The following is a 17,055-nucleotide window of genomic DNA, read 5'->3' on the forward strand; positions in this document are numbered from 1 at the left end:
CAAAAGCCATAGGCAGAGCTATCCCAAAAGCGTGACTGCGTGTTTCGTGTCCGGGCGCTTTTCTGGTTTCCGCCGAACCTGTTCCTGCCAGTGTGGAGGGTACAGATGGCGCAGCGGCCTCCCGTTCCGACTGTGCGGTCTTTGTAATCGGGGCCGGCCAACCATACAAGAGGCAACGGAATGGTGCCTCATTATTCCAGATGTTTGGCCTTTCCAAGGCAATGGGGCGTGTGGCCGTCTCCTGCCGTCTGCTCAAAGATGTGCGGGGCCCTGGGGGGCCCCGCACGATGTCGTCAAGCGGCGCGATTATTTCAGCGCTTCGTCCGTCACGGCATGGGTCCACGCGCCTTCCGGCTCCTTGGAGATGACCGGATCGGAACCGCCGCCGAGCAGAGTTGCGACGGTGCGCTTGTAGTCGGCTTCGTCGAGCGCGCCGTTGGAGCCGGCGGTCAGCTTGGCGACTTCGCTCATCATGCGCTTCTGATGCGCTTCGGTCTGGGCACCGGTCGAGTCGTTTTCCAGCACGATATCGGCGGCTTCGTCGGGATGCTCCTCGGCATATTTCCAGCCCTTCATGGAGGCGCGCACGAACTTGACCATCTTCTCCTTGAAGGCGGGGTCGGCGAGCTTGTCTTCCAGCACGTAAAGACCGTCTTCCAGCGTGGCGACGCCCTGGTCCTCGTACTTGAAGGTCACGAGGTCCTCGGCCTTGATGCCGGCATCCAGCACCTGGCCGTATTCGTTGTAGGTCATGGTCGAGATGCAGGCGGCCTGCTTCTGGATCAGCGGATCGACGTTGAAGCCCTGCTTGAGCACGGTCACGCCATCCGGTCCGCCCTCGGTCGGGATCTTCAGATGCGCCATCCAGGAGAGGAACGGATATTCGTTGCCGAAGAACCACACGCCGAGCGTCTTGCCCTTGAAGTCCTCGGGCGTCTTCACGCCGGATTCCTTCAGACAGGTGAGCATCATGCCCGAGGATTTGAACGGTTGGGCGATGTTGACGAGCGCGACGCCCTTTTCACGGGTGGCGAGGGCAGACGGCATCCAGTCCACGATGACGTCGGCGCCGCCGCCGGCGATGACCTGTGCCGGGGCGATATCCGGGCCACCCGGCTTGATGTCGACGTCGAGGCCTTCCTCTTCGTAGAAGCCTTTGTCCTTGGCGACGTAGTAGCCGGCGAACTGGGCCTGGGTGACCCATTTCAGCTGGAGTGTCACCTTGTCGGCGGCCTCCGCCTGGAACGCGGCAAGCGAGAACGCGCTTGCCAGAAGCATCGATGCGATCGTCTTTTTCATGTCAGTTCCCTCTTTCTTCTTTGTTTTACGCCTGCCCACCACGGACAGACGGATGCCAGAACGTGACGATCCGCTCGATGAGCGCGACCGCCCCATAGAAGGCGGAACCAGCCACCGCGGCAACCGCGATTTCGGCCCAGACCATGTCGACATTCATGCGGCCCACTTCCGTGGAAATCCGGAAGCCCATGCCGACGATGGGGGTTCCGAAGAACTCGGCGACGATCGCGCCGATCAGCGCCAGCGTCGAGTTGATCTTGAGAGCGTTGAAGATGAAGGGCCAGGCGGCGGGAAGGCGCAGCTTGACGAGCGTCTGGAACCAGTCGGCGGCATAGGTGCGCATCAGGTCGCGTTCCATGTGGCTGGTCGCGGCAAGGCCCGAGACCGTGTTCACCAGCATGGGGAAGAACGTCATGATGACCACGACCGCGACCTTCGACTGCCAGTCGAAGCCGAACCACATGACCATGATGGGCGCCACCCCGATGACCGGCAGGGCGGACACGAAGTTGCCGAGCGGCAAGAGCCCCTTTTGCAGGAACGGCGAGCGGTCGACAAGGATGGCGACGAGGAAGCCAAGGCCGCAGCCCAGCGCATAGCCGACCAGCACGGATTTGAGGAAGGTCTGGCGGAAATCCGCCCACAGGGTCGGCACGGAACTGATCAGCCGCGCCCAGATCATGCTCGGCGGCGGCAACAGCACGGAGGGCACGTTGAAGCCCCTGACGATGCCTTCCCACAGCACGAGAATGGTGATGCCGAAGATCAGCGGCACGGCGAGGCGGGCGGCCCTGTCGGCCGCGCCGGTGAGTTTGCGCCGCACCAGCCACTCGTTGAACGCCCATGCGGCGAGCCAGAAGACGATGGCGGCGATCAGGATGGAAAGGTTCATGCCCGTGCCCCCATGCGCTTGAGGACAAGGCTGTGCGCAAAGCCGACGATGATGACCAGCAGCGCCGCGACGGCCGCCGCCATGAACAGCGCCGCCCAGATCTGCACCGTCTGGCCGTAGTACGAGCCGGCGAGCAGGCGGGCGCCGAGGCCCGCGACGGCCCCGGTCGGCAATTCGCCCACGATGGCGCCGACCAGCGAGATGGCGATCGCGACCTTCAGCGAGGTGAAGAGATAGGGCATCGAGCAGGGCCAGCGCAGCTTCCAGAAAGTCTGGGACGCCGAGGCATTGTAGGTGTGCATCAGGTCGAGCTGGATCTGTTCGGCGCTGCGCAGGCCCTTCACCATGCCGACGACGACGGGGAAGAAGGACAGGTAGGTCGAGATCAGCGCCTTCGGCATCAGCCCGGAAATACCCACCGCGTTCAGCACGACGATGATCATCGGCGCGATGGCGAGGATGGGGATCGTCTGGCTGGCGATGACCCAGGGCATCAGCGAGCGGTCCATCGCCCGGTTGTGCACGACGGCGATGGCAAGCAGGATGCCGAGAACGGCGCCCATGCCGAAGCCCATCAGCGTGGCGGAAAGCGTGACCCAGGCGTGGTAGACGAGGCTGCGCTTGGAGGTGATCGCCTTGTTGACGGTCGTGTCCCACAATTCGGCAAGGACCTGGTGCGGCGCTGGCAGCACGGGCCGCTCCTGCGCCATCGTTCTCGGCAGGAGCTCCGAGAAGCTTATGGTCGTTCCGGCGCGCGCGGCCGTGTCACGCTCGAAGGGCGCATTCAGCACCACCACGAAGACATACCAGAGCACGATGAGGGAGAGCACGACGGTGCCGATGGGAAGCAGGCGGTCCTTGAAGAAGCTGGCCCGTTCCATCGTCAGCTCCGTGCCGGGGAGGGCAGGAGCATCAGCCCCATGGCGACGATGCCGAGGCCGACGCCTGCCATCTGGGTGGTGCTCAGCCGTTCGCCGAAGAACAGGAAGGCGATGACGTTGACGAGCAGCAGCTGGGTGATGGCGGAGAGCGAGATGGCAAGACCCAGCCCGCCTTCGCGCATGAGCTTCAGCATCATCAGGTTGCCGACGATATAGAGGGCGAGCGACAGCAGGAGATAGAGGATGTTCGTCGTGCCGATATAGGCGCGCGATGCGGTCGCCGCGCCGATGAAGACGGTGGTGGCGCCAAACAGCCAGAGCACGAAGGGCAGCTTCATCAGGCATGCTCCTCGTAGCTGTGGCCGGCGCGCAGGCCCTCCCGCACGCGGTGCGCGACCGCGAGGAATTCGGGTGTCTCGCGAATGTCGAGCGGGCGCTCCTTCGGCAGCGGCGACTCGATGATATCGGTGACGCGGCCGGGCCGCGGGCTCATGACGACGATCTTCGTCGAGAGATAGACGGCTTCCGGGATCGAATGCGTGACGAAGCAGATGGTCTTCCGGGTGGCGGCCCAGAGTTTCAGGAGCTGTTCGTTGAGGTGGTCGCGGACGATCTCGTCCAGCGCGCCGAAGGGCTCGTCCATCAGCAGCAGGTCGGCGTCGAAGGCGAGCGCACGGGCGATGGACGCGCGCTGCTGCATGCCGCCCGAAAGCTGCCAGGGATATTTCTTGCCGAAGCCCGCGAGGTTGACGAGGTCGAGCGTGCGGTCGATGCGGGCCTTCTGGTCCTGCCTGGAGTAGCCCATGATCTCGAGCGGCAGCGCAATATTCTTCTCTATGGTGCGCCAGGGATAGAGCGCGGCCGCCTGGAAGACATAGCCGTAGGCGCGTTGCCGGCGGGCTTCCTCGGGCGTCATGCCGTTGACGGTGATGGTGCCTGAGGTCGGCTTTTCGAGATCGGCGATGACGCGCAGGAACGTGGTCTTGCCGCAGCCGGAGGGGCCGATGAAGGAAACGAAATCGCCCTTCTCGACATTGAGATTGACCCCCGTCAGCGCCGTTACGGGGCCGTCGGCCGTCTGGAAGGTGAGGCCGAGATCGTTTGCGGAGACGACGGTATTCGATGGGGCCATGCTCATCATCTTTCGGCGCCTCGCAGGGCGCGGTTTCCGGCAGACTGCATGTCCCTTTCCGGCATTGCAATCGGCATTGTCTGCGGTATCAATCTGCGCACGGAATTCTTTCTTGGGAGAGAGACATGGCGCTTGAAGGAAAGGCCACGTGCCACGTCGTGCGCCCGGGCAGCACCTATGATGGAAAGCAGGGGTTCAGCTATTTCGAGGGCATCGCCCGCGAGAGCGTCGGCGCCACCGGCATCTGCATGCATCTTCTGACGATCCCGCCGGGCGGGCGCGCGAAGGCGCATATGCACGAGAGCCACGAGACAGCGATCTACATGCTCTCCGGCGAGGCGCATACCTGGTACGGCGAGCGGCTGGAGAACCATGTCGTCGTCAGGGCGGGGGAGATGTTCTATATTCCCGCCGGCGTGCCGCATCTGCCCGCCAATCTCTCCGATCAACCGGCCTCGGCCGTCATTGCGCGGACAGATCCCCACGAGCAGGAGAGCGTGGTGCTTCTGCCGCATCTCGAAGCGCTCGTTCCGGCGTAACAGCCTGTATGCGGGGTGCCTGACCGTCATTTCTTGCATCGCGCCAGCGGCCCCCAGCGTGTGCCGTCGGGAAAGCTGACCGTGTAGCCGCCGTCATCCGGCGTCAGCGTCAGCTCGAAGGATGCCGGTTCCTCCGAGCCTTCGTCGTTGCATTCGGCCATGACGACGGTGGCGCCGCCGACCTTCCTGGCCTCGCCCTTGAACTCGCAATAGGAGGCTGCGGTCGTCACACCCTCCTTGTTGAGCAGGAAGAAGACGTCGGCACCGGAGGACTCTCCGGTTCCGGAATACAGGCAGCCTTCCTTGTTGCCATAGCTGCCGTCGACGATGTCGGCCGCCGCCGATGCCTGGCCGCATAAGGCCAGGCCCACGGCGACGGATAAGAGGAAGCGGCGCGCGCGCATCACACGCCGCTCGCCGGAATGCCGCTGCGCTCCACCTTGCGCGGCGCGGTGATTTCCTTCCAGGTCGACAGCGCCTTGTTGACGGCGGCGAAGGGTTCGCGCTTTACGAACTGGCCGTGGCCCTCGCGGGTCTTGACGGTCGATTCCTCGATGGCCACGACACCGCGCGTGAGCGTGTAGCGCGGCAGGCCGACGACCTCCTTGCCCTCGAAGACGTTGTAATCGATGGAGGATTGCTGGCTCTTTGCCGAAATCGTCTTCGAACGCTTGGGATCCCACACCACGATATCGGCATCCGCGCCCACAAGGATCGCGCCCTTGCGCGGATAGACGTTGAGGATCTTGGCGATGTTGGTGGAGGTGACGGCGACGAATTCGTTCATCGTCAGGCGGCCGGTGTTGACGCCATAGGTCCAGAGCATCGGCATGCGGTCCTCAAGACCACCGGTGCCGTTCGGGATCTTGCGGAAATCGCCCACCCCGGTGCGCTTCTGGTCGGTGGTAAAGGCGCAATGATCGGTCGCCACCACCTGCAGCGAGCCCGCCGCAAGGCCGGCCCACAGCGAATCCTGGTGCTGCTTGTTGCGGAAGGGCGGGCTCATGACGCGGCGCGCCGAGTGGTCCCAGTCCTTGTTGAAATATTCGCTCTCGTCGAGCGTCAGGTGCTGGATCAGCGGCTCGCCATAGACGCGCATGCCGTTCTGCCGGGCACGGCGGATGGCCTCGTGCGCCTGTTCGCAGGAGGTGTGCACGACATAGAGGGGCGCGCCCGCCATATCGGCGATGATGATGGCGCGGTTCGTCGCCTCGCCTTCGACGGACGGCGGGCGCGAATAGGCATGGCCTTCCGGCCCGTTGTTGCCCTCGTCCATCAGCTTGGCCTGCATGGCGGCGACCACGTCGCCGTTTTCCGCATGCACGAGCGGCAACGCGCCGAGCGCCGCACAGCGCTGGAACGACGCGAACATCTCGTCGTCGTTCACCATCAGCGCGCCCTTGTAGGCCATGAAATGCTTGAAGGTGTTGATGCCCTTGTCCTCGACGATCGTCTTCATCTCGTCGAAGACCTGCTCGCCCCACCAGGTCACGGACATGTGGAAGGAATAGTCGCAATTGGCGCGGGTCGACTTGTTGTCCCAGCGCTTCAGCGCATCGAGCAGCGACTGGCCGGGGTCGGGCAGGCAGAAATCCACCACCATGGTCGTGCCGCCGGCAAGGCCCGCGCGCGTGCCGCTTTCGAAATCGTCGGCCGAATAGGTGCCCATGAAGGGCATTTCGAGATGCACATGCGGATCGATACCACCCGGCATGACATAACAGCCCGCCGCATCCAGCACCTCGTCGCCGGAGAGGTTCGGCCCGATCTCGACGATCTTCCCGCCCTCGATCCTGACATCCGCCTTGTAGGTCAGGTCCGCGGTGACAACGGTTCCGCCCTTGATGACTGTGCTCATGTTGGTCCCCCTGTTCTTCGGGTTTCGGCAGGAATGGCCGGATAGAAACGCGCTGCATGACAACGTTCGATCATTCGACCTTCCAGCGCGGCAAGGATTGTTTCGAGGACTGCGCGCCGCTCGCGGGTCACTTCATGATTCCAGAAACGCAGAAGCGAGTAGCCCGATGCGTTGAGCCAATGTGCTCGTGCTTCGTCTAAAGGACTTTCGGCGTGGTGGAAGCCATCGACCTCGATGATGAGATGGCGATCGCGACAGAGGAAATCGACGACATAGACTCCCAAAGGTATTTGCCGGGAGAACTTGAAACCGTTGAGGCGACGGTCGCGAAGGTCACTCCAGAGGAGGCGCTCTTCTTCTGTTTCTATCCGTCGTAACCGTCGGGCCTGATGGGTCTTTCCAGGGCGTCGTTTTGTAATGTCGTTGGCGTTCGGCATGTCCCCCTCATCCGACCCTTCGGGCCACCTTCTCCCCGCGGGGGAGAAGGAAAGGCTCGGCAAAGCCGTCTCATTTGATTCCTCGATGCACGTGTTGCGCCGTAGAGACGAGAAAAGTGGTTCGGCAGGTATCCCCTTCTCCCCAGCGGGGAGAAGGTGGCCCGAAGGGCCGGATGAGGGGGTGTTCACCGCCGATACCATCCGATCACTCCGCAATCCCCGCCGTCTCGATCACAGCATGCAAGAGCACGTCCGCACCGGCCGCGGCCCATTCCTTGGAAATCTCCTCCGCCTCGTTGTGTGAGAGGCCGCCGACGCAGGGGCACATGATCATGGTGGCAGGCGCCACCTTGGCGGCCCAGCAGGCGTCGTGGCCGGCGCCGGAGATGATGTTCATGTGGCTGTAGCCGAGGTCTTCCGCGGCCTTGCGGACACTGGTGACCAATGTCGGATCGAAGGTGACGGGATCGAAATGGCCGACGGCCTCGACGCTGCAGCCAACGCCGAGCGCCTCGCAGATCCGGGGCGCTTCCGCCTCGATGCGCGCACGCATGCCGTCGAGCTTCGCCTGGTCGGGCGAGCGGATGTCGACGGTGAAGACCACCTTGCCGGGCAGTACATTGCGCGAGTTTGGCGAGAAGAACACCTGGCCGACGCCGCCGACGGCGCCTGGCTGGTTCTCCATGGCGACGGTCTGCACCATTTCGAGGATGCGCGCCATCGCAAGGCCGGCATTGACGCGCAGGTTCATCGGCGTGGAGCCGGTATGCGCCTCGCGGCCCGTCAGCGTAAACTCCAGCCACCACAGGCCCTGACAGTGGGTGACGACGCCGATCTGCTTGTCTTCGGCCTCGAGGATCGGGCCCTGTTCGATGTGGTATTCGAAATAGGCGTGCATCTTGCGCGCGCCGACCTCTTCATCGCCGACCCAGCCGATGCGCTTCAGCTCTTCACCGAACGTCTTTCCCTCGGGATCCTTGCGGGCATAGGCGTAATCCTGGGTGTGAATGCCCGCGAAGACCCCAGAGGCAAGCATGGCCGGCGCGAAGCGGGCGCCTTCCTCGTTCGTCCAGTTGGTGACGACGATCGGATGCTTCGTTCTGATGCCGAGATCGTTCAGCGAGCGGACGACCTCCAGCCCAGCCAGCACGCCGAGCACGCCATCGTATTTGCCGCCGGTCGGCTGCGTATCGAGATGCGAGCCGACATAGACGGGCAAGGCATCCGGGTCGGTGCCGGCGCGCGTCATGAACATGTTGCCCATGGTGTCGACGCCCATCGAAAGGCCCGCGTCGTCGCACCAGGTCTGGAAGAGGCGCCGGCCTTCGGCGTCAGCGTCGGTCAGTGTCTGGCGATTGTTGCCGCCGGCAATGCCGGGGCCGATCTTCGCCATGTCCATGAGGGAATCCCACAGGCGGTCCGCGTTGACACGCATGTTCTCGCCGGGTGCGGCCATGTCGTATGCTCCCACGTCTTCGGGCTTTGAAAGCCTCAATTTTGTTCCCACCGGCGGCAGCGCTCTTGTTTGTTTTGCGCCTACCGTCCAGATTCGTCGTCTTTACTTGACAACGGCCTGATAATTTGACCGGTTGGTAAACATTACAGCTTCCGGGGCGGCACTCAAGCCGAAAAACCAAAAACCTTGAAGCTTCGCCCCAGAAAATGGCGGCGCTTAAACTGGTGAATTTTGCGGCACTTTTCCAGCGGGAGCAGGCCGGAGGGGCACGATGGCATTACCGAGGGCGGCAAGGACACAGCGGCGCACGCGCATCCAGGAGGCTAAGGAGGAGCAGATCCTCGAAGCCGCTCTGGAGGTCTTTTCATTGCACGGTTTTCGCGGGGCGACGGTGGACCAGATCGCCGACGTGGCCGGCATGTCGAAGCCCAACCTGCTCTATTATTTCCGCACCAAGGAGGCGATGCACCGCGCGCTGATCACCCGCGTGCTCGACACGTGGCTCGATCCGCTGCGCGAGTTCGACGCCGGTGGAAATCCGGTCTCGGAAATCCGCTCCTATATCCGCCGCAAGCTGGAGATGGCCCGTGACTTTCCGCGCGAAAGCCGGCTCTTCGCCAACGAAATCCTCCAGGGTGCGCCGAATATCGAGGACGAGCTGAAGGGGCCGCTGAAAGCGCTGGTGGACGAGAAGGCGGAGGTCATTCGCGCCTGGGCCAAGGCCGGCAAGATCGCCAAATGCGACCCGTACCACCTGATCTTCTCGATCTGGTCTACCACGCAGCACTATGCCGACTTCGACGTGCAGGTGCGCGCGGTGCTGGGCCAGGACCAGTCCGGCGACGGGCGGTTCGAGGATGCGGCCCGCTTCCTCGAACAGCTTTTCCTCACCGGCCTCCACATCAACGAGCAGCCAACCTAGGCTTGCTGCGCGCCGGCTCCGCCTTCGGCTGGCCAAAGAGGCTTGCAACGATCTGATCACGCTCGCGCCACAGCGCCGGCAGGGCAAGCAGGCCGATGCAGACGACGGCAATCGTCGTCTTGGTGAGCTGGGAAAGCTCCGGGGTGCGCCCGTCGGCGTAATAGACGGCATAGACGATGGCCACGTGCCAGACATAGACCTGCAAGGAATGCCGCCCGAGAAGGCGAAGGAAGCGGAAGGTGAAAACGGCCGTGACGATGCCCGCGAGCTTCCGGATCCACAGATTGTGGTGCTTCGGCCCGGCGATCAGCAGCCAGGCGAGGCCGGTCGCGACGGCGGCGAAGTTCAGGAGGTAGACCGGGCCGAAGTCGGCGCGGATCTCCATCGTCGCGAACTTGTCGAGCACGGCCTGCGGCAGCAGATCCCAGGCGGTGACGATCCGCAGCGGCAGGAAGAACAGGCAAACGACCAGCGCGACCTTGGGTAACATCGTCTTCTCGGGCGAGAAGATCTGCGTCCACGCGATCTTGTTCTGCGCCGTCAGCACGCCGATGACCATGGCGGAGAAGAACACGATCTGCCAGCCGAGCATGTTGAAGCTCGCGCGGATGCCCTGCTCGTCCGGGCCCATGACGAGCGCGTTCAGCGGTTCGGTGAGGAAGCGCTGCAGGCCAAGCTGCGCGGCCATCCAGACGATCAGCGAGCCCGCCAGCACATGGGCCCACTTTCCGCGAAGGCAGAGCCAGACGAGCGGCGGGGCAAACAGCATGTAGACGATATATTGCGGCAGGATATCCATGAAGGTCGGCTGGAACAGGAAGGTGGCGATCGCCGCCAGCCGGAGCGGCTCGTCGAAATTCGTGGTGCCGAGCCAGTTGTACCAGAGCCTTTGGGCATCCGGCAGGATCAGCTGCACCACGAGCACCGCCATCACCGTTCCCATGGCGTAGCGGTAGAGTTCGAAGGCGCGGTCGAACAGGAGCTGCCGGCCCTTTTCGTAGCCGTTCTTGATCATCTTGCGGGCATAGACCATGCCGATGAGCAGGCCGGACAGGAAGACGAAGCCCTGTGCGTCCTCGACAAAGGCGAACTGGCGATGGTTGACCTCCATCATCCAATAGCCGCCGACGAAGATCAGGTGATTGATGAGCATGAAGACGAGGAAATAGCCTCGCATGCCGTCGATGATCTCAAATCGCTTCAAAATGCGCGCTCCGCTGAAAACAAGATGCGCCCCAACGGGAGGCGGAACGCATGGAGCGGATGATCGTTCCCGATAAATTTACCGGCGACGGCGCTTTCGGACGGTTTTTGTGATCATGAACGGCCGTGAGGGGCATGTTTCGTCAAGGAAATCACCCTATCGTTCCACCCTTCGTCGATATGGCGGATGGCGAAAATGCGCCTTCATGCCGGTCGCGGCGGCACAGGAAAGCCGCAATAACCGCCTAGGCAGCGGCACGGAAAAGGAGAAGCAATGACGACAGGAATCGGTTTCAGGGACACGGACCGCAAGACGAGCGAACTGCTTGAGGACATCCTGCATTCCATCAAGGGCGAGCACATCACGTTGCGCGATCTTCTGGCGATGATGGGCGAAAGCGGGTTGCTTCTGCTTTGTGCCTTCCTGTCGCTGCCCTTTCTGTTTCCCGTCTCCATTCCGGGCGTTTCCACCGTCTTCGGCGCCGGGATCGTGCTGATCAGCGCCGCGATCACACTCAATCGCCTGCCCTGGCTGCCGCGGAAAGTCGCCGACCGGCGGCTGGAAAGCGGCAAGCTGCGCCCGGTGCTCGAGCGCGGCGTGACGTTCCTGCGGCGGATCGACCGGTTCTTCAAGCCGCGGTACTCGGGCCTGACGAACGGCGCGGCCATGAACCGGCTCAACGGTCTCGTGTTGATGGGCGCGGGCCTGCTGCTGATGGCGCCGCTCGGCCTCATTCCCTTCTCCAACACGCTTCCGGGTGTCGCGATCCTGCTGATGGCGGCGGGCATTTCGCAGCGTGACGGGCTGGTGGTGCTGGGCGGTTATGTGATGGTCGTGCTGACCATCGTCTACTTCTGCGCCATTGCGCTCCTGGCCTACAGTGCGGGCCGCAGCTTCAATCTTTTCGGCTGAGGGTCCAGCCGGGGCCTGTGCGGCCCCGGCTCACGCCTTTACTCGGCGGCCTGACGGGCCATCGGGTTGTTGGGGTGCGTCGTCCAGTTGGCGTAGTTCGGATCGACGATCTTGCCGGTGCGCTGGTCCAGCGTGCCGGGCTCGAGGCCGACCATGGTGATGCAGTTCTCGACGGGGCAGACGTTGACGCAGAGATTGCAGCCGACGCACTCGTCTTCCATCACCTCGAAATGCCTTACGCCATCGACGAACTGCGTGATCGCCTGGTGCGAGGTGTCCTCGCAGGCGATGTGGCAACGGCCGCACTTGATGCAGGCATCCTGGTCGATATGCGCCTTCGCGATGTAGTTGAGGTCGAGATACTGCCAGTCGGTGACGTTGGGCACCGCACGGCCGCAGATATCGTCGAGCGAGCGATGGCCCTTGGCGTCCATCCAGTCCGACAGGCCCGATATCATCTCCTGCACGATCTTGAAGCCGTAGGTCATGGCCGCGGTGCAGACCTGCACGTTGCCGGCCCCCAGCACCAGGAATTCCGCCGCGTCACGCCACGTCGTCACGCCGCCGATGCCTGATATCGGCAGGCCGTAGGTTTCCGGATCGCGCGCGATCTCGGCCACCATGTTGAGCGCGATGGGCTTGACCGCCGGGCCGCAATAGCCGCCATGCGTACCCTTGCCGCCGACGGTGGGGTTCGGGGCGAAGCTGTCGAGATCGACCGACACGATGGAGTTGATCGTGTTGATCAGCGACACCGCGTCGGTGCCGCCGGCCTTGGCCGCGCGGGCGGGCTTGCGGATATCGGTGATATTCGGCGTCAGCTTGGTGATGACGGGCATGCGGGTGTACTGCTTGCACCAGCGCACGACCATTTCGATATATTCGGGCACCTGGCCGACGGCCGCGCCCATGCCGCGTTCGGACATGCCGTGCGGACAGCCGAAGTTCAGCTCGATGCCGTCGGCGCCGGTTTCCTCCACCAGCGGCAGGATCGCCTTCCAGCTCTCCTCCTCACAGGGCACCATGATCGAGGCGATCAGCGCCCGGTCCGGCCAATTCATCTTGACCTGCTTCATCTCGCGCAGGTTGGTGTAGAGGTCGCGGTCGGTGATGAGTTCGATATTGTTGAGGCCGAGGAGGCGGCGGTCGGCGCCCCAGATCGCGCCGTAACGCGGGCCGTTGACGTTGACGACAGGCGGGCCTTCCTCGCCCAGCGTCTTCCAGACCACGCCGCCCCAGCCCGCCTTGAAGGCGCGCTCGACATTGTAGGCCTTGTCGGTGGGTGGCGCGGAGGCGAGCCAGAACGGGTTTGGCGACTTGATGCCGACGAAGTTGTTGCGAAGATCAGCCATGTCTCATCTCCCTCAAGCGACGGCAACGGCGGGCTGCGCACCGGCAGCCAGCATGCGGTTGATCGAATCGGCGGCATCGCGGCCCTGCGCGACGGAGGTGACGGTCAGGTCTTCGCCGGCCTTCACGCAGTCCCCGCCCGCCCAGACATTGGCGATGGAGGTGCGGCCTTCCGCATCGATGGCGATGCGCCCGCCCGCCATGGCGAGCGAGCCAAGGCCGGCCGGCTCGAAGGTCTGGCCGATCGCCTTGAAGATCTGGTCGGCGGCGAGCACGCCGGTCTCGCCGGTGCCCGTCAGCTTGCCGTCGCGCATCTCGGTATATTCGACCTCGATGCCGGCGACATGGCCGTCACGCGCGATGACGCGCCTGGGCTGGAGCCAGTGGCGGATCATCACGCCCTTGGATGCCGCGAGGTCCTGTTCGAATTCCGAGGCGTTCATGTGCTCCTTGCCGCGGCGGTAGCAGATCGTCACCTCTTCGGCGCCGAGCAGCTTGGCCTGGACGGCGGCGTCGATGGCGGTCATGCCGCCGCCGATCACCACGACACGCCGGCCGACCGGAACAGTCGCCTTGTCGGCGGCCTGGCGCAGTTCGGCGATGAAGTCGACGGCGTCGACGACACCGGGCAGGTTCTCGCCTTCCGCTCCAAGCGCGTTGACACCGGACAATCCCATGCCGAGGAAGACGGCGTCGAAATTGGCGGTGAGGTCGGAGAGCGTGAAGTCCCGCCCGAGCTTCAGGCCGTTCTTTACTTCGATGCCGCCGATGGCCAGCACGTAATCGACTTCGGCCTGTGCAAAGTCATCGACCGCCTTGTAGGTGGCGATGCCGTATTCGTTGAGGCCGCCGGCCTTCTCGCGCGCTTCGAAGATCACCACGTCATGGCCCGCCATGGCAAGGCGGTGGGCGCAGGCGAGGCCGGCGGGGCCGGCGCCGACGACGGCGATGGCCTTTCCGGTGCGCGCGGCGCGCTCATAGAATTGCGTGTTGCTGGCGATTGCAACATCGGTGGCGTAGCGCTGCAGGCGGCCGATCTCCACGGGGCGATGCTCGGCGGTGTTGCGCACGCAAACCTGTTCGCAGAGCGTTTCGGTGGGACAGACCCGGGCGCACATGCCGCCCAGAATGTTCTGGTCGAAGATCGTCTTGGCCGAACCGATCGGATTGCCGGTCGAGATCTGGCGGATGAACAGCGGAATGTCGATGGAGGTCGGACAGGCCGTCATGCACGGCGCGTCGTAACAGAAGTAGCAGCGGTCGGCTGCGACCAGCGCCTCGTGATCGTCAAGGCGCGGGTGAAGGTCGGAAAAGTTCGTTTCGTATTCGGCAGGCGCAAGACGCCCCCGATGTATCCCAGACTGCGTCGTTCCCATTGTTATCTCCCATTCGCGTGGGCTTTTTGAATAGGAGAACGGTAACTCAGCTTTATTTTTTTATCAAACGGTAAAATTTCAAAAGAAATGCTGGTTTTTCAAGGCTTGCCGCAAAAATAAACATGAGTTTCGCGGTATTCTTTAAGCCTCTCCAGTCATCATTGCCGCGCTTGCTCGCCGCGTCCGCGCTCGCACATGAGGTTTGACAGAATGACGGAAAAGATGCAGCAAATCGCGTGAAACGATCGGGGTGAGCGATGGCAAGGCGGACGGAAACAGCCGGACGGCTGGACGATGCGGCACGGGCCGGATGGCTCTACTACGTTGCGGGCCGCACGCAGGATGAAATCGCCTCCGCCATGGGCATTTCCCGCCAGTCGGCGCAGCGCCTCGTGTCGCTGGCCGTCGCCGAACGCCTGATCAAGGTGCGTCTCGACCATCCCATCGCCGAATGCCTGGAACTGGGCGAGGCGATGCGCAGCAAGTTCGGCCTGACGCATGTCGATATCGTGCCGAGCGATCCGGGCTCGTCCTCCACCACGATCGGCATCGCTGAGGCCGGGGCCGCGGAAATCGAGCGCTGGCTGAAGAGGCCCGATCCGATCGTGCTTGCGGTCGGGACCGGGCGCACGCTCAAGGCGGCGATCGACCAGCTCCCGGCCATGGAATGCCCGCAGCACCGCATCATGTCGCTGACCGGCAATATCGGGCCGGACGGCTCGGCCGCCTATTACAACGTCATCTTCTCCATGGCCGATGCCGTGAAGGCGCGGCATTATCCCATGCCGTTGCCGGTGCTCGTCTCCTCAAGCGAGGAGCGTGACCTTCTGCACCGGCAAAGCCTTGTCCAGTCGACGCTCAAGCTCGGCCGCGAGGCGGATGTCGCCTTCGTCGGCATCGGCGAACTCGGCGTGGATGCCCCCCTCTGCCTCGACGGCTTTCTCGATCCCGCGGAGATGACCCGGCTGATGGAGGAGGGGGCGACCGGCGAGATCTGTGGCTGGATGTATGATGGCGAGGGCCGGCTGCTGGACGGCAGCATCAACGAGCGCGTCGCATCCGTTCCGCTGCCGTCGCGCGAGAGCACCACCGTCATCGGTCTTGCCAAGGGCAAGCGAAAGTATGCCGCCCTGCTCGCTGCCCTTCGCGGCCGCATGATCAACGGCGTCATCACGGACGAGGCGACCGCCCGCCATCTGCTTTCGGCCTGAGTCGGTCCCCGGCGCTCCGCGTAGCCGACAGAAAATTCCCATGAAATTCAAAGGCTGCCTGCCCCCTTTGTGCGGCGCAGCAACGAATGCCGGTTGACTTTTCGCGCCAGTTTGTGAGTAATTGCCCATGAGCGAAGCAAATGCTCATAAGCTTTCTGGGAGGAAGATGATGAATTTGAGAACCCTTCTGCTGGGCGTCAGCTCGGCTGCTCTCCTGTGCGGTTTCGCCAATGCCGAAACCCTGACCATCGCCACCGTCAACAACGGCGACATGATCCGCATGCAGGGCCTGACGGACGATTTTGCCGCGAAGAACCCGGACATCCAGCTCGAGTGGGTCACGCTCGAGGAAAACGTGCTGCGCGAGCGCGTCACGACCGACATCGCGACGAAGGGCGGCCAGTATGACATCGTCACGATCGGCAACTACGAAGTGCCGATCTGGGCCAAGCAGGGCTGGCTGGTCGCGCTCGACGGCCTCGGCGCCGATTACGACGTCGACGACCTGCTGCCGGCCATCCGCGGCGGCCTTTCCGTCGACGGCAAGCTCTATGCCGCGCCGTTCTACGGCGAATCCGCCATGATCATGTATCGCAAGGACCTGTTCGAGAAGGCCGGCCTCACCATGCCCGATTCCCCGACCTGGGAATTCATCGGTGAAGCCGCCCGCAAGATCACGGACCGCAGCGCCGACATCAGCGGCATGTGCCTTCGCGGCAAGGCCGGCTGGGGCGAGAACATGGCGTTCCTGACCGCGCTCAACAATTCGTTCGGCGGTCGCTGGTTCGACGAGAACTGGCAGCCGCAGTTCGACCAGCCGGAGTGGAAGACATCCCTCCAGTTCTACGTCGACCTGATGAAGGATGCCGGCCCGCAGGGTGCCTCTTCCAACGGCTTCAACGAAAACCTGACGCTCTTCCAGCAGGGCAAGTGCGGCATGTGGATCGACGCGACCGTGGCCGCGTCCTTCGTGTCCAACCCGAAGGATTCGACGGTTGCCGACAAGGTCGGCTACGCGATCTTCCCGGACACGGGCAACGGCAACCACGGTCATTGGCTGTGGTCCTGGAACCTCGCCGTTCCGGCAAGCTCGACCAAGGCGGAAGCCGCGCAGAAGTTCATCGCCTGGGCAACCAGCAAGGGCTACACCGAGCTCGTCGCCAGCAAGGAAGGCTGGGCGAACGTTCCTCCGGGCACGCGCACCTCGCTCTACAAGAACGCCGACTACGAGAAGGCAGCACCCTTCGCAGCACCGACGCTTGCCGCCATGGACGCGGCCGACATCACCAAGCCGTCGGTCAAGCCGGTGCCCTATACGGGTGGCCAGTTCGTCGCCATTCCTGAATTCCAGGGTCTCGGCACGACGGTCGGCCAGCTCTTCTCGGCGGTGCTTGCCGGCCAGTCCTCCGTGGACGACGCGCTTGCACAGGCCCAGACGGCGGCCGTGCGTGAAATGACCCGCGCCGGCTACATCAAGTAAGTACGCCTCCTCCCCAAGGACAGGCTGCCCGGAATGCGTTCCGGGCAGCCGCTGGAAGGCAGTCTCTTCCGGCGCGGGCTGCTTGCAGGCGTCCGCGCCGGCTCAA

At 63.6% G+C, this 17,055-nt stretch carries 17 protein-coding genes; 5 read left to right on the forward strand and 12 right to left on the reverse strand.

Going from position 1 to position 17,055, the window contains the following annotated elements:
- Positions 1–306: 306 nt before the first annotated feature.
- From B5M41_RS05665 to B5M41_RS05685, 5 genes are read right to left on the reverse strand one after another with little or no spacing between them, the layout of a single operon-like run.
- Positions 307–1,299, reverse strand: a complete 993-nt coding sequence (locus B5M41_RS05665; protein WP_134650645.1) for an ABC transporter substrate-binding protein — start codon at positions 1,297–1,299, stop codon at positions 307–309.
- A 25-nt stretch (positions 1,300–1,324) separates the two neighbouring features.
- Positions 1,325–2,191, reverse strand: a complete 867-nt coding sequence (locus B5M41_RS05670; protein WP_134650646.1) for an ABC transporter permease — start codon at positions 2,189–2,191, stop codon at positions 1,325–1,327.
- The gene (locus B5M41_RS05675; protein WP_134650647.1) at positions 2,188–3,072 is read right to left on the reverse strand and encodes an ABC transporter permease; all 885 of its coding nucleotides are present in this window, start codon (positions 3,070–3,072) and stop codon (positions 2,188–2,190) included. Before B5M41_RS05675 ends, B5M41_RS05670 begins: the two co-directional genes overlap by 4 nt.
- Positions 3,073–3,074: 2 nt before the next feature.
- Positions 3,075–3,410, reverse strand: coding sequence for a hypothetical protein (locus B5M41_RS05680; RefSeq protein ID WP_134650648.1), 336 nt, complete (start codon positions 3,408–3,410; stop codon positions 3,075–3,077).
- Entirely contained in the window at positions 3,410–4,204 is a 795-nt protein-coding gene (locus tag B5M41_RS05685) for an ABC transporter ATP-binding protein (RefSeq protein ID WP_413713159.1), read from the reverse strand. Before B5M41_RS05685 ends, B5M41_RS05680 begins: the two co-directional genes overlap by 1 nt.
- 125 nt (positions 4,205–4,329) lie before the next feature.
- Between B5M41_RS05685 and B5M41_RS05690 the strand changes: the two genes are divergently transcribed.
- Positions 4,330–4,743: a cupin domain-containing protein gene (locus tag B5M41_RS05690; RefSeq protein ID WP_134650650.1), complete on the forward strand. Its 414-nt coding sequence runs from the start codon at positions 4,330–4,332 to the stop codon at positions 4,741–4,743.
- A 26-nt stretch (positions 4,744–4,769) separates the two neighbouring features.
- Here B5M41_RS05690 and B5M41_RS05695 read toward each other — a convergent pair whose 3' ends face one another.
- Genes B5M41_RS05695 through B5M41_RS05710 form a run of 4 tightly spaced genes read right to left on the reverse strand, consistent with a single transcriptional unit; the run spans position 4,770 to position 8,494 of the window.
- Positions 4,770–5,147, reverse strand: coding sequence for a hypothetical protein (locus B5M41_RS05695; protein WP_134650651.1), 378 nt, complete (start codon positions 5,145–5,147; stop codon positions 4,770–4,772).
- Positions 5,147–6,601: a dihydropyrimidinase gene (gene hydA / locus B5M41_RS05700; protein WP_134650652.1), complete on the reverse strand. Its 1,455-nt coding sequence runs from the start codon at positions 6,599–6,601 to the stop codon at positions 5,147–5,149. The genes B5M41_RS05695 and hydA overlap by 1 nt, the downstream gene beginning before the upstream one ends.
- On the reverse strand, positions 6,598–7,239 hold the full coding sequence (locus B5M41_RS05705) for an endonuclease domain-containing protein (protein WP_134650653.1): 642 nt from the start codon (positions 7,237–7,239) through the stop codon (positions 6,598–6,600). The genes hydA and B5M41_RS05705 overlap by 4 nt, the downstream gene beginning before the upstream one ends.
- A gap of 4 nt (positions 7,240–7,243) precedes the next feature.
- The gene (locus tag B5M41_RS05710) at positions 7,244–8,494 is read right to left on the reverse strand and encodes a Zn-dependent hydrolase (RefSeq protein WP_134650654.1); all 1,251 of its coding nucleotides are present in this window, start codon (positions 8,492–8,494) and stop codon (positions 7,244–7,246) included.
- 271 nt (positions 8,495–8,765) lie between these two features.
- On the opposite strand from B5M41_RS05710, the gene B5M41_RS05715 reads away from it, so the two are divergent.
- Positions 8,766–9,416: a TetR family transcriptional regulator C-terminal domain-containing protein gene (locus tag B5M41_RS05715; protein ID WP_134650655.1), complete on the forward strand. Its 651-nt coding sequence runs from the start codon at positions 8,766–8,768 to the stop codon at positions 9,414–9,416.
- On the opposite strand, the gene B5M41_RS05720 is transcribed toward B5M41_RS05715, so the two are convergent.
- Positions 9,397–10,620, reverse strand: coding sequence for an OpgC family protein (locus tag B5M41_RS05720; protein WP_134650656.1), 1,224 nt, complete (start codon positions 10,618–10,620; stop codon positions 9,397–9,399). The genes B5M41_RS05715 and B5M41_RS05720 overlap by 20 nt on opposite strands.
- 273 nt (positions 10,621–10,893) lie before the next feature.
- Between B5M41_RS05720 and B5M41_RS05725 the strand changes: the two genes are divergently transcribed.
- A complete protein-coding gene (locus B5M41_RS05725) occupies positions 10,894–11,532 on the forward strand; it encodes an exopolysaccharide biosynthesis protein (RefSeq protein ID WP_134650657.1) in 639 nt (212 codons plus the stop codon).
- Between the two features lie 38 nt (positions 11,533–11,570).
- Here B5M41_RS05725 and preA read toward each other — a convergent pair whose 3' ends face one another.
- Complete coding sequence (preA, locus tag B5M41_RS05730) at positions 11,571–12,884, reverse strand: NAD-dependent dihydropyrimidine dehydrogenase subunit PreA (protein WP_134650658.1); 1,314 nt, start codon at positions 12,882–12,884, stop codon at positions 11,571–11,573.
- 12 nt (positions 12,885–12,896) lie between these two features.
- Complete coding sequence (locus B5M41_RS05735; protein WP_134650659.1) at positions 12,897–14,258, reverse strand: NAD(P)-dependent oxidoreductase; 1,362 nt, start codon at positions 14,256–14,258, stop codon at positions 12,897–12,899.
- A 257-nt stretch (positions 14,259–14,515) separates the two neighbouring features.
- On the opposite strand from B5M41_RS05735, the gene B5M41_RS05740 reads away from it, so the two are divergent.
- Positions 14,516–15,469, forward strand: a complete 954-nt coding sequence (locus B5M41_RS05740) for a sugar-binding transcriptional regulator (RefSeq protein ID WP_134650660.1) — start codon at positions 14,516–14,518, stop codon at positions 15,467–15,469.
- 169 nt (positions 15,470–15,638) lie between these two features.
- Positions 15,639–16,949, forward strand: coding sequence for an ABC transporter substrate-binding protein (locus B5M41_RS05745; RefSeq protein WP_134650661.1), 1,311 nt, complete (start codon positions 15,639–15,641; stop codon positions 16,947–16,949).
- Positions 16,950–17,055: the final 106 nt, after the last annotated feature.

Source organism: Shinella sumterensis, assembly GCF_004514425.2.
Classification (GTDB): Bacteria; Pseudomonadota; Alphaproteobacteria; order Rhizobiales; family Rhizobiaceae; genus Shinella; species Shinella sumterensis.

Coding starts and splice junctions, on each gene's coding strand:
- B5M41_RS05665 (WP_134650645.1), bottom strand. CDS start 1,299: ATGAAAAAGACGATCGCATCGATGCTTCTGGCAAGCGCGTTCTCGCTT.
- B5M41_RS05670 (WP_134650646.1), bottom strand. CDS start 2,191: ATGAACCTTTCCATCCTGATCGCCGCCATCGTCTTCTGGCTCGCCGCA.
- B5M41_RS05675 (WP_134650647.1), bottom strand. CDS start 3,072: ATGGAACGGGCCAGCTTCTTCAAGGACCGCCTGCTTCCCATCGGCACC.
- B5M41_RS05680 (WP_134650648.1), bottom strand. CDS start 3,410: ATGAAGCTGCCCTTCGTGCTCTGGCTGTTTGGCGCCACCACCGTCTTC.
- B5M41_RS05685 (WP_413713159.1), bottom strand. CDS start 4,204: ATGGCCCCATCGAATACCGTCGTCTCCGCAAACGATCTCGGCCTCACC.
- B5M41_RS05690 (WP_134650650.1), top strand. CDS start 4,330: ATGGCGCTTGAAGGAAAGGCCACGTGCCACGTCGTGCGCCCGGGCAGC.
- B5M41_RS05695 (WP_134650651.1), bottom strand. CDS start 5,147: ATGCGCGCGCGCCGCTTCCTCTTATCCGTCGCCGTGGGCCTGGCCTTA.
- hydA (WP_134650652.1), bottom strand. CDS start 6,601: ATGAGCACAGTCATCAAGGGCGGAACCGTTGTCACCGCGGACCTGACC.
- B5M41_RS05705 (WP_134650653.1), bottom strand. CDS start 7,239: ATGGTATCGGCGGTGAACACCCCCTCATCCGGCCCTTCGGGCCACCTT.
- B5M41_RS05710 (WP_134650654.1), bottom strand. CDS start 8,494: ATGGCCGCACCCGGCGAGAACATGCGTGTCAACGCGGACCGCCTGTGG.
- B5M41_RS05715 (WP_134650655.1), top strand. CDS start 8,766: ATGGCATTACCGAGGGCGGCAAGGACACAGCGGCGCACGCGCATCCAG.
- B5M41_RS05725 (WP_134650657.1), top strand. CDS start 10,894: ATGACGACAGGAATCGGTTTCAGGGACACGGACCGCAAGACGAGCGAA.
- preA (WP_134650658.1), bottom strand. CDS start 12,884: ATGGCTGATCTTCGCAACAACTTCGTCGGCATCAAGTCGCCAAACCCG.
- B5M41_RS05735 (WP_134650659.1), bottom strand. CDS start 14,258: ATGGGAACGACGCAGTCTGGGATACATCGGGGGCGTCTTGCGCCTGCC.
- B5M41_RS05740 (WP_134650660.1), top strand. CDS start 14,516: ATGGCAAGGCGGACGGAAACAGCCGGACGGCTGGACGATGCGGCACGG.
- B5M41_RS05745 (WP_134650661.1), top strand. CDS start 15,639: ATGAATTTGAGAACCCTTCTGCTGGGCGTCAGCTCGGCTGCTCTCCTG.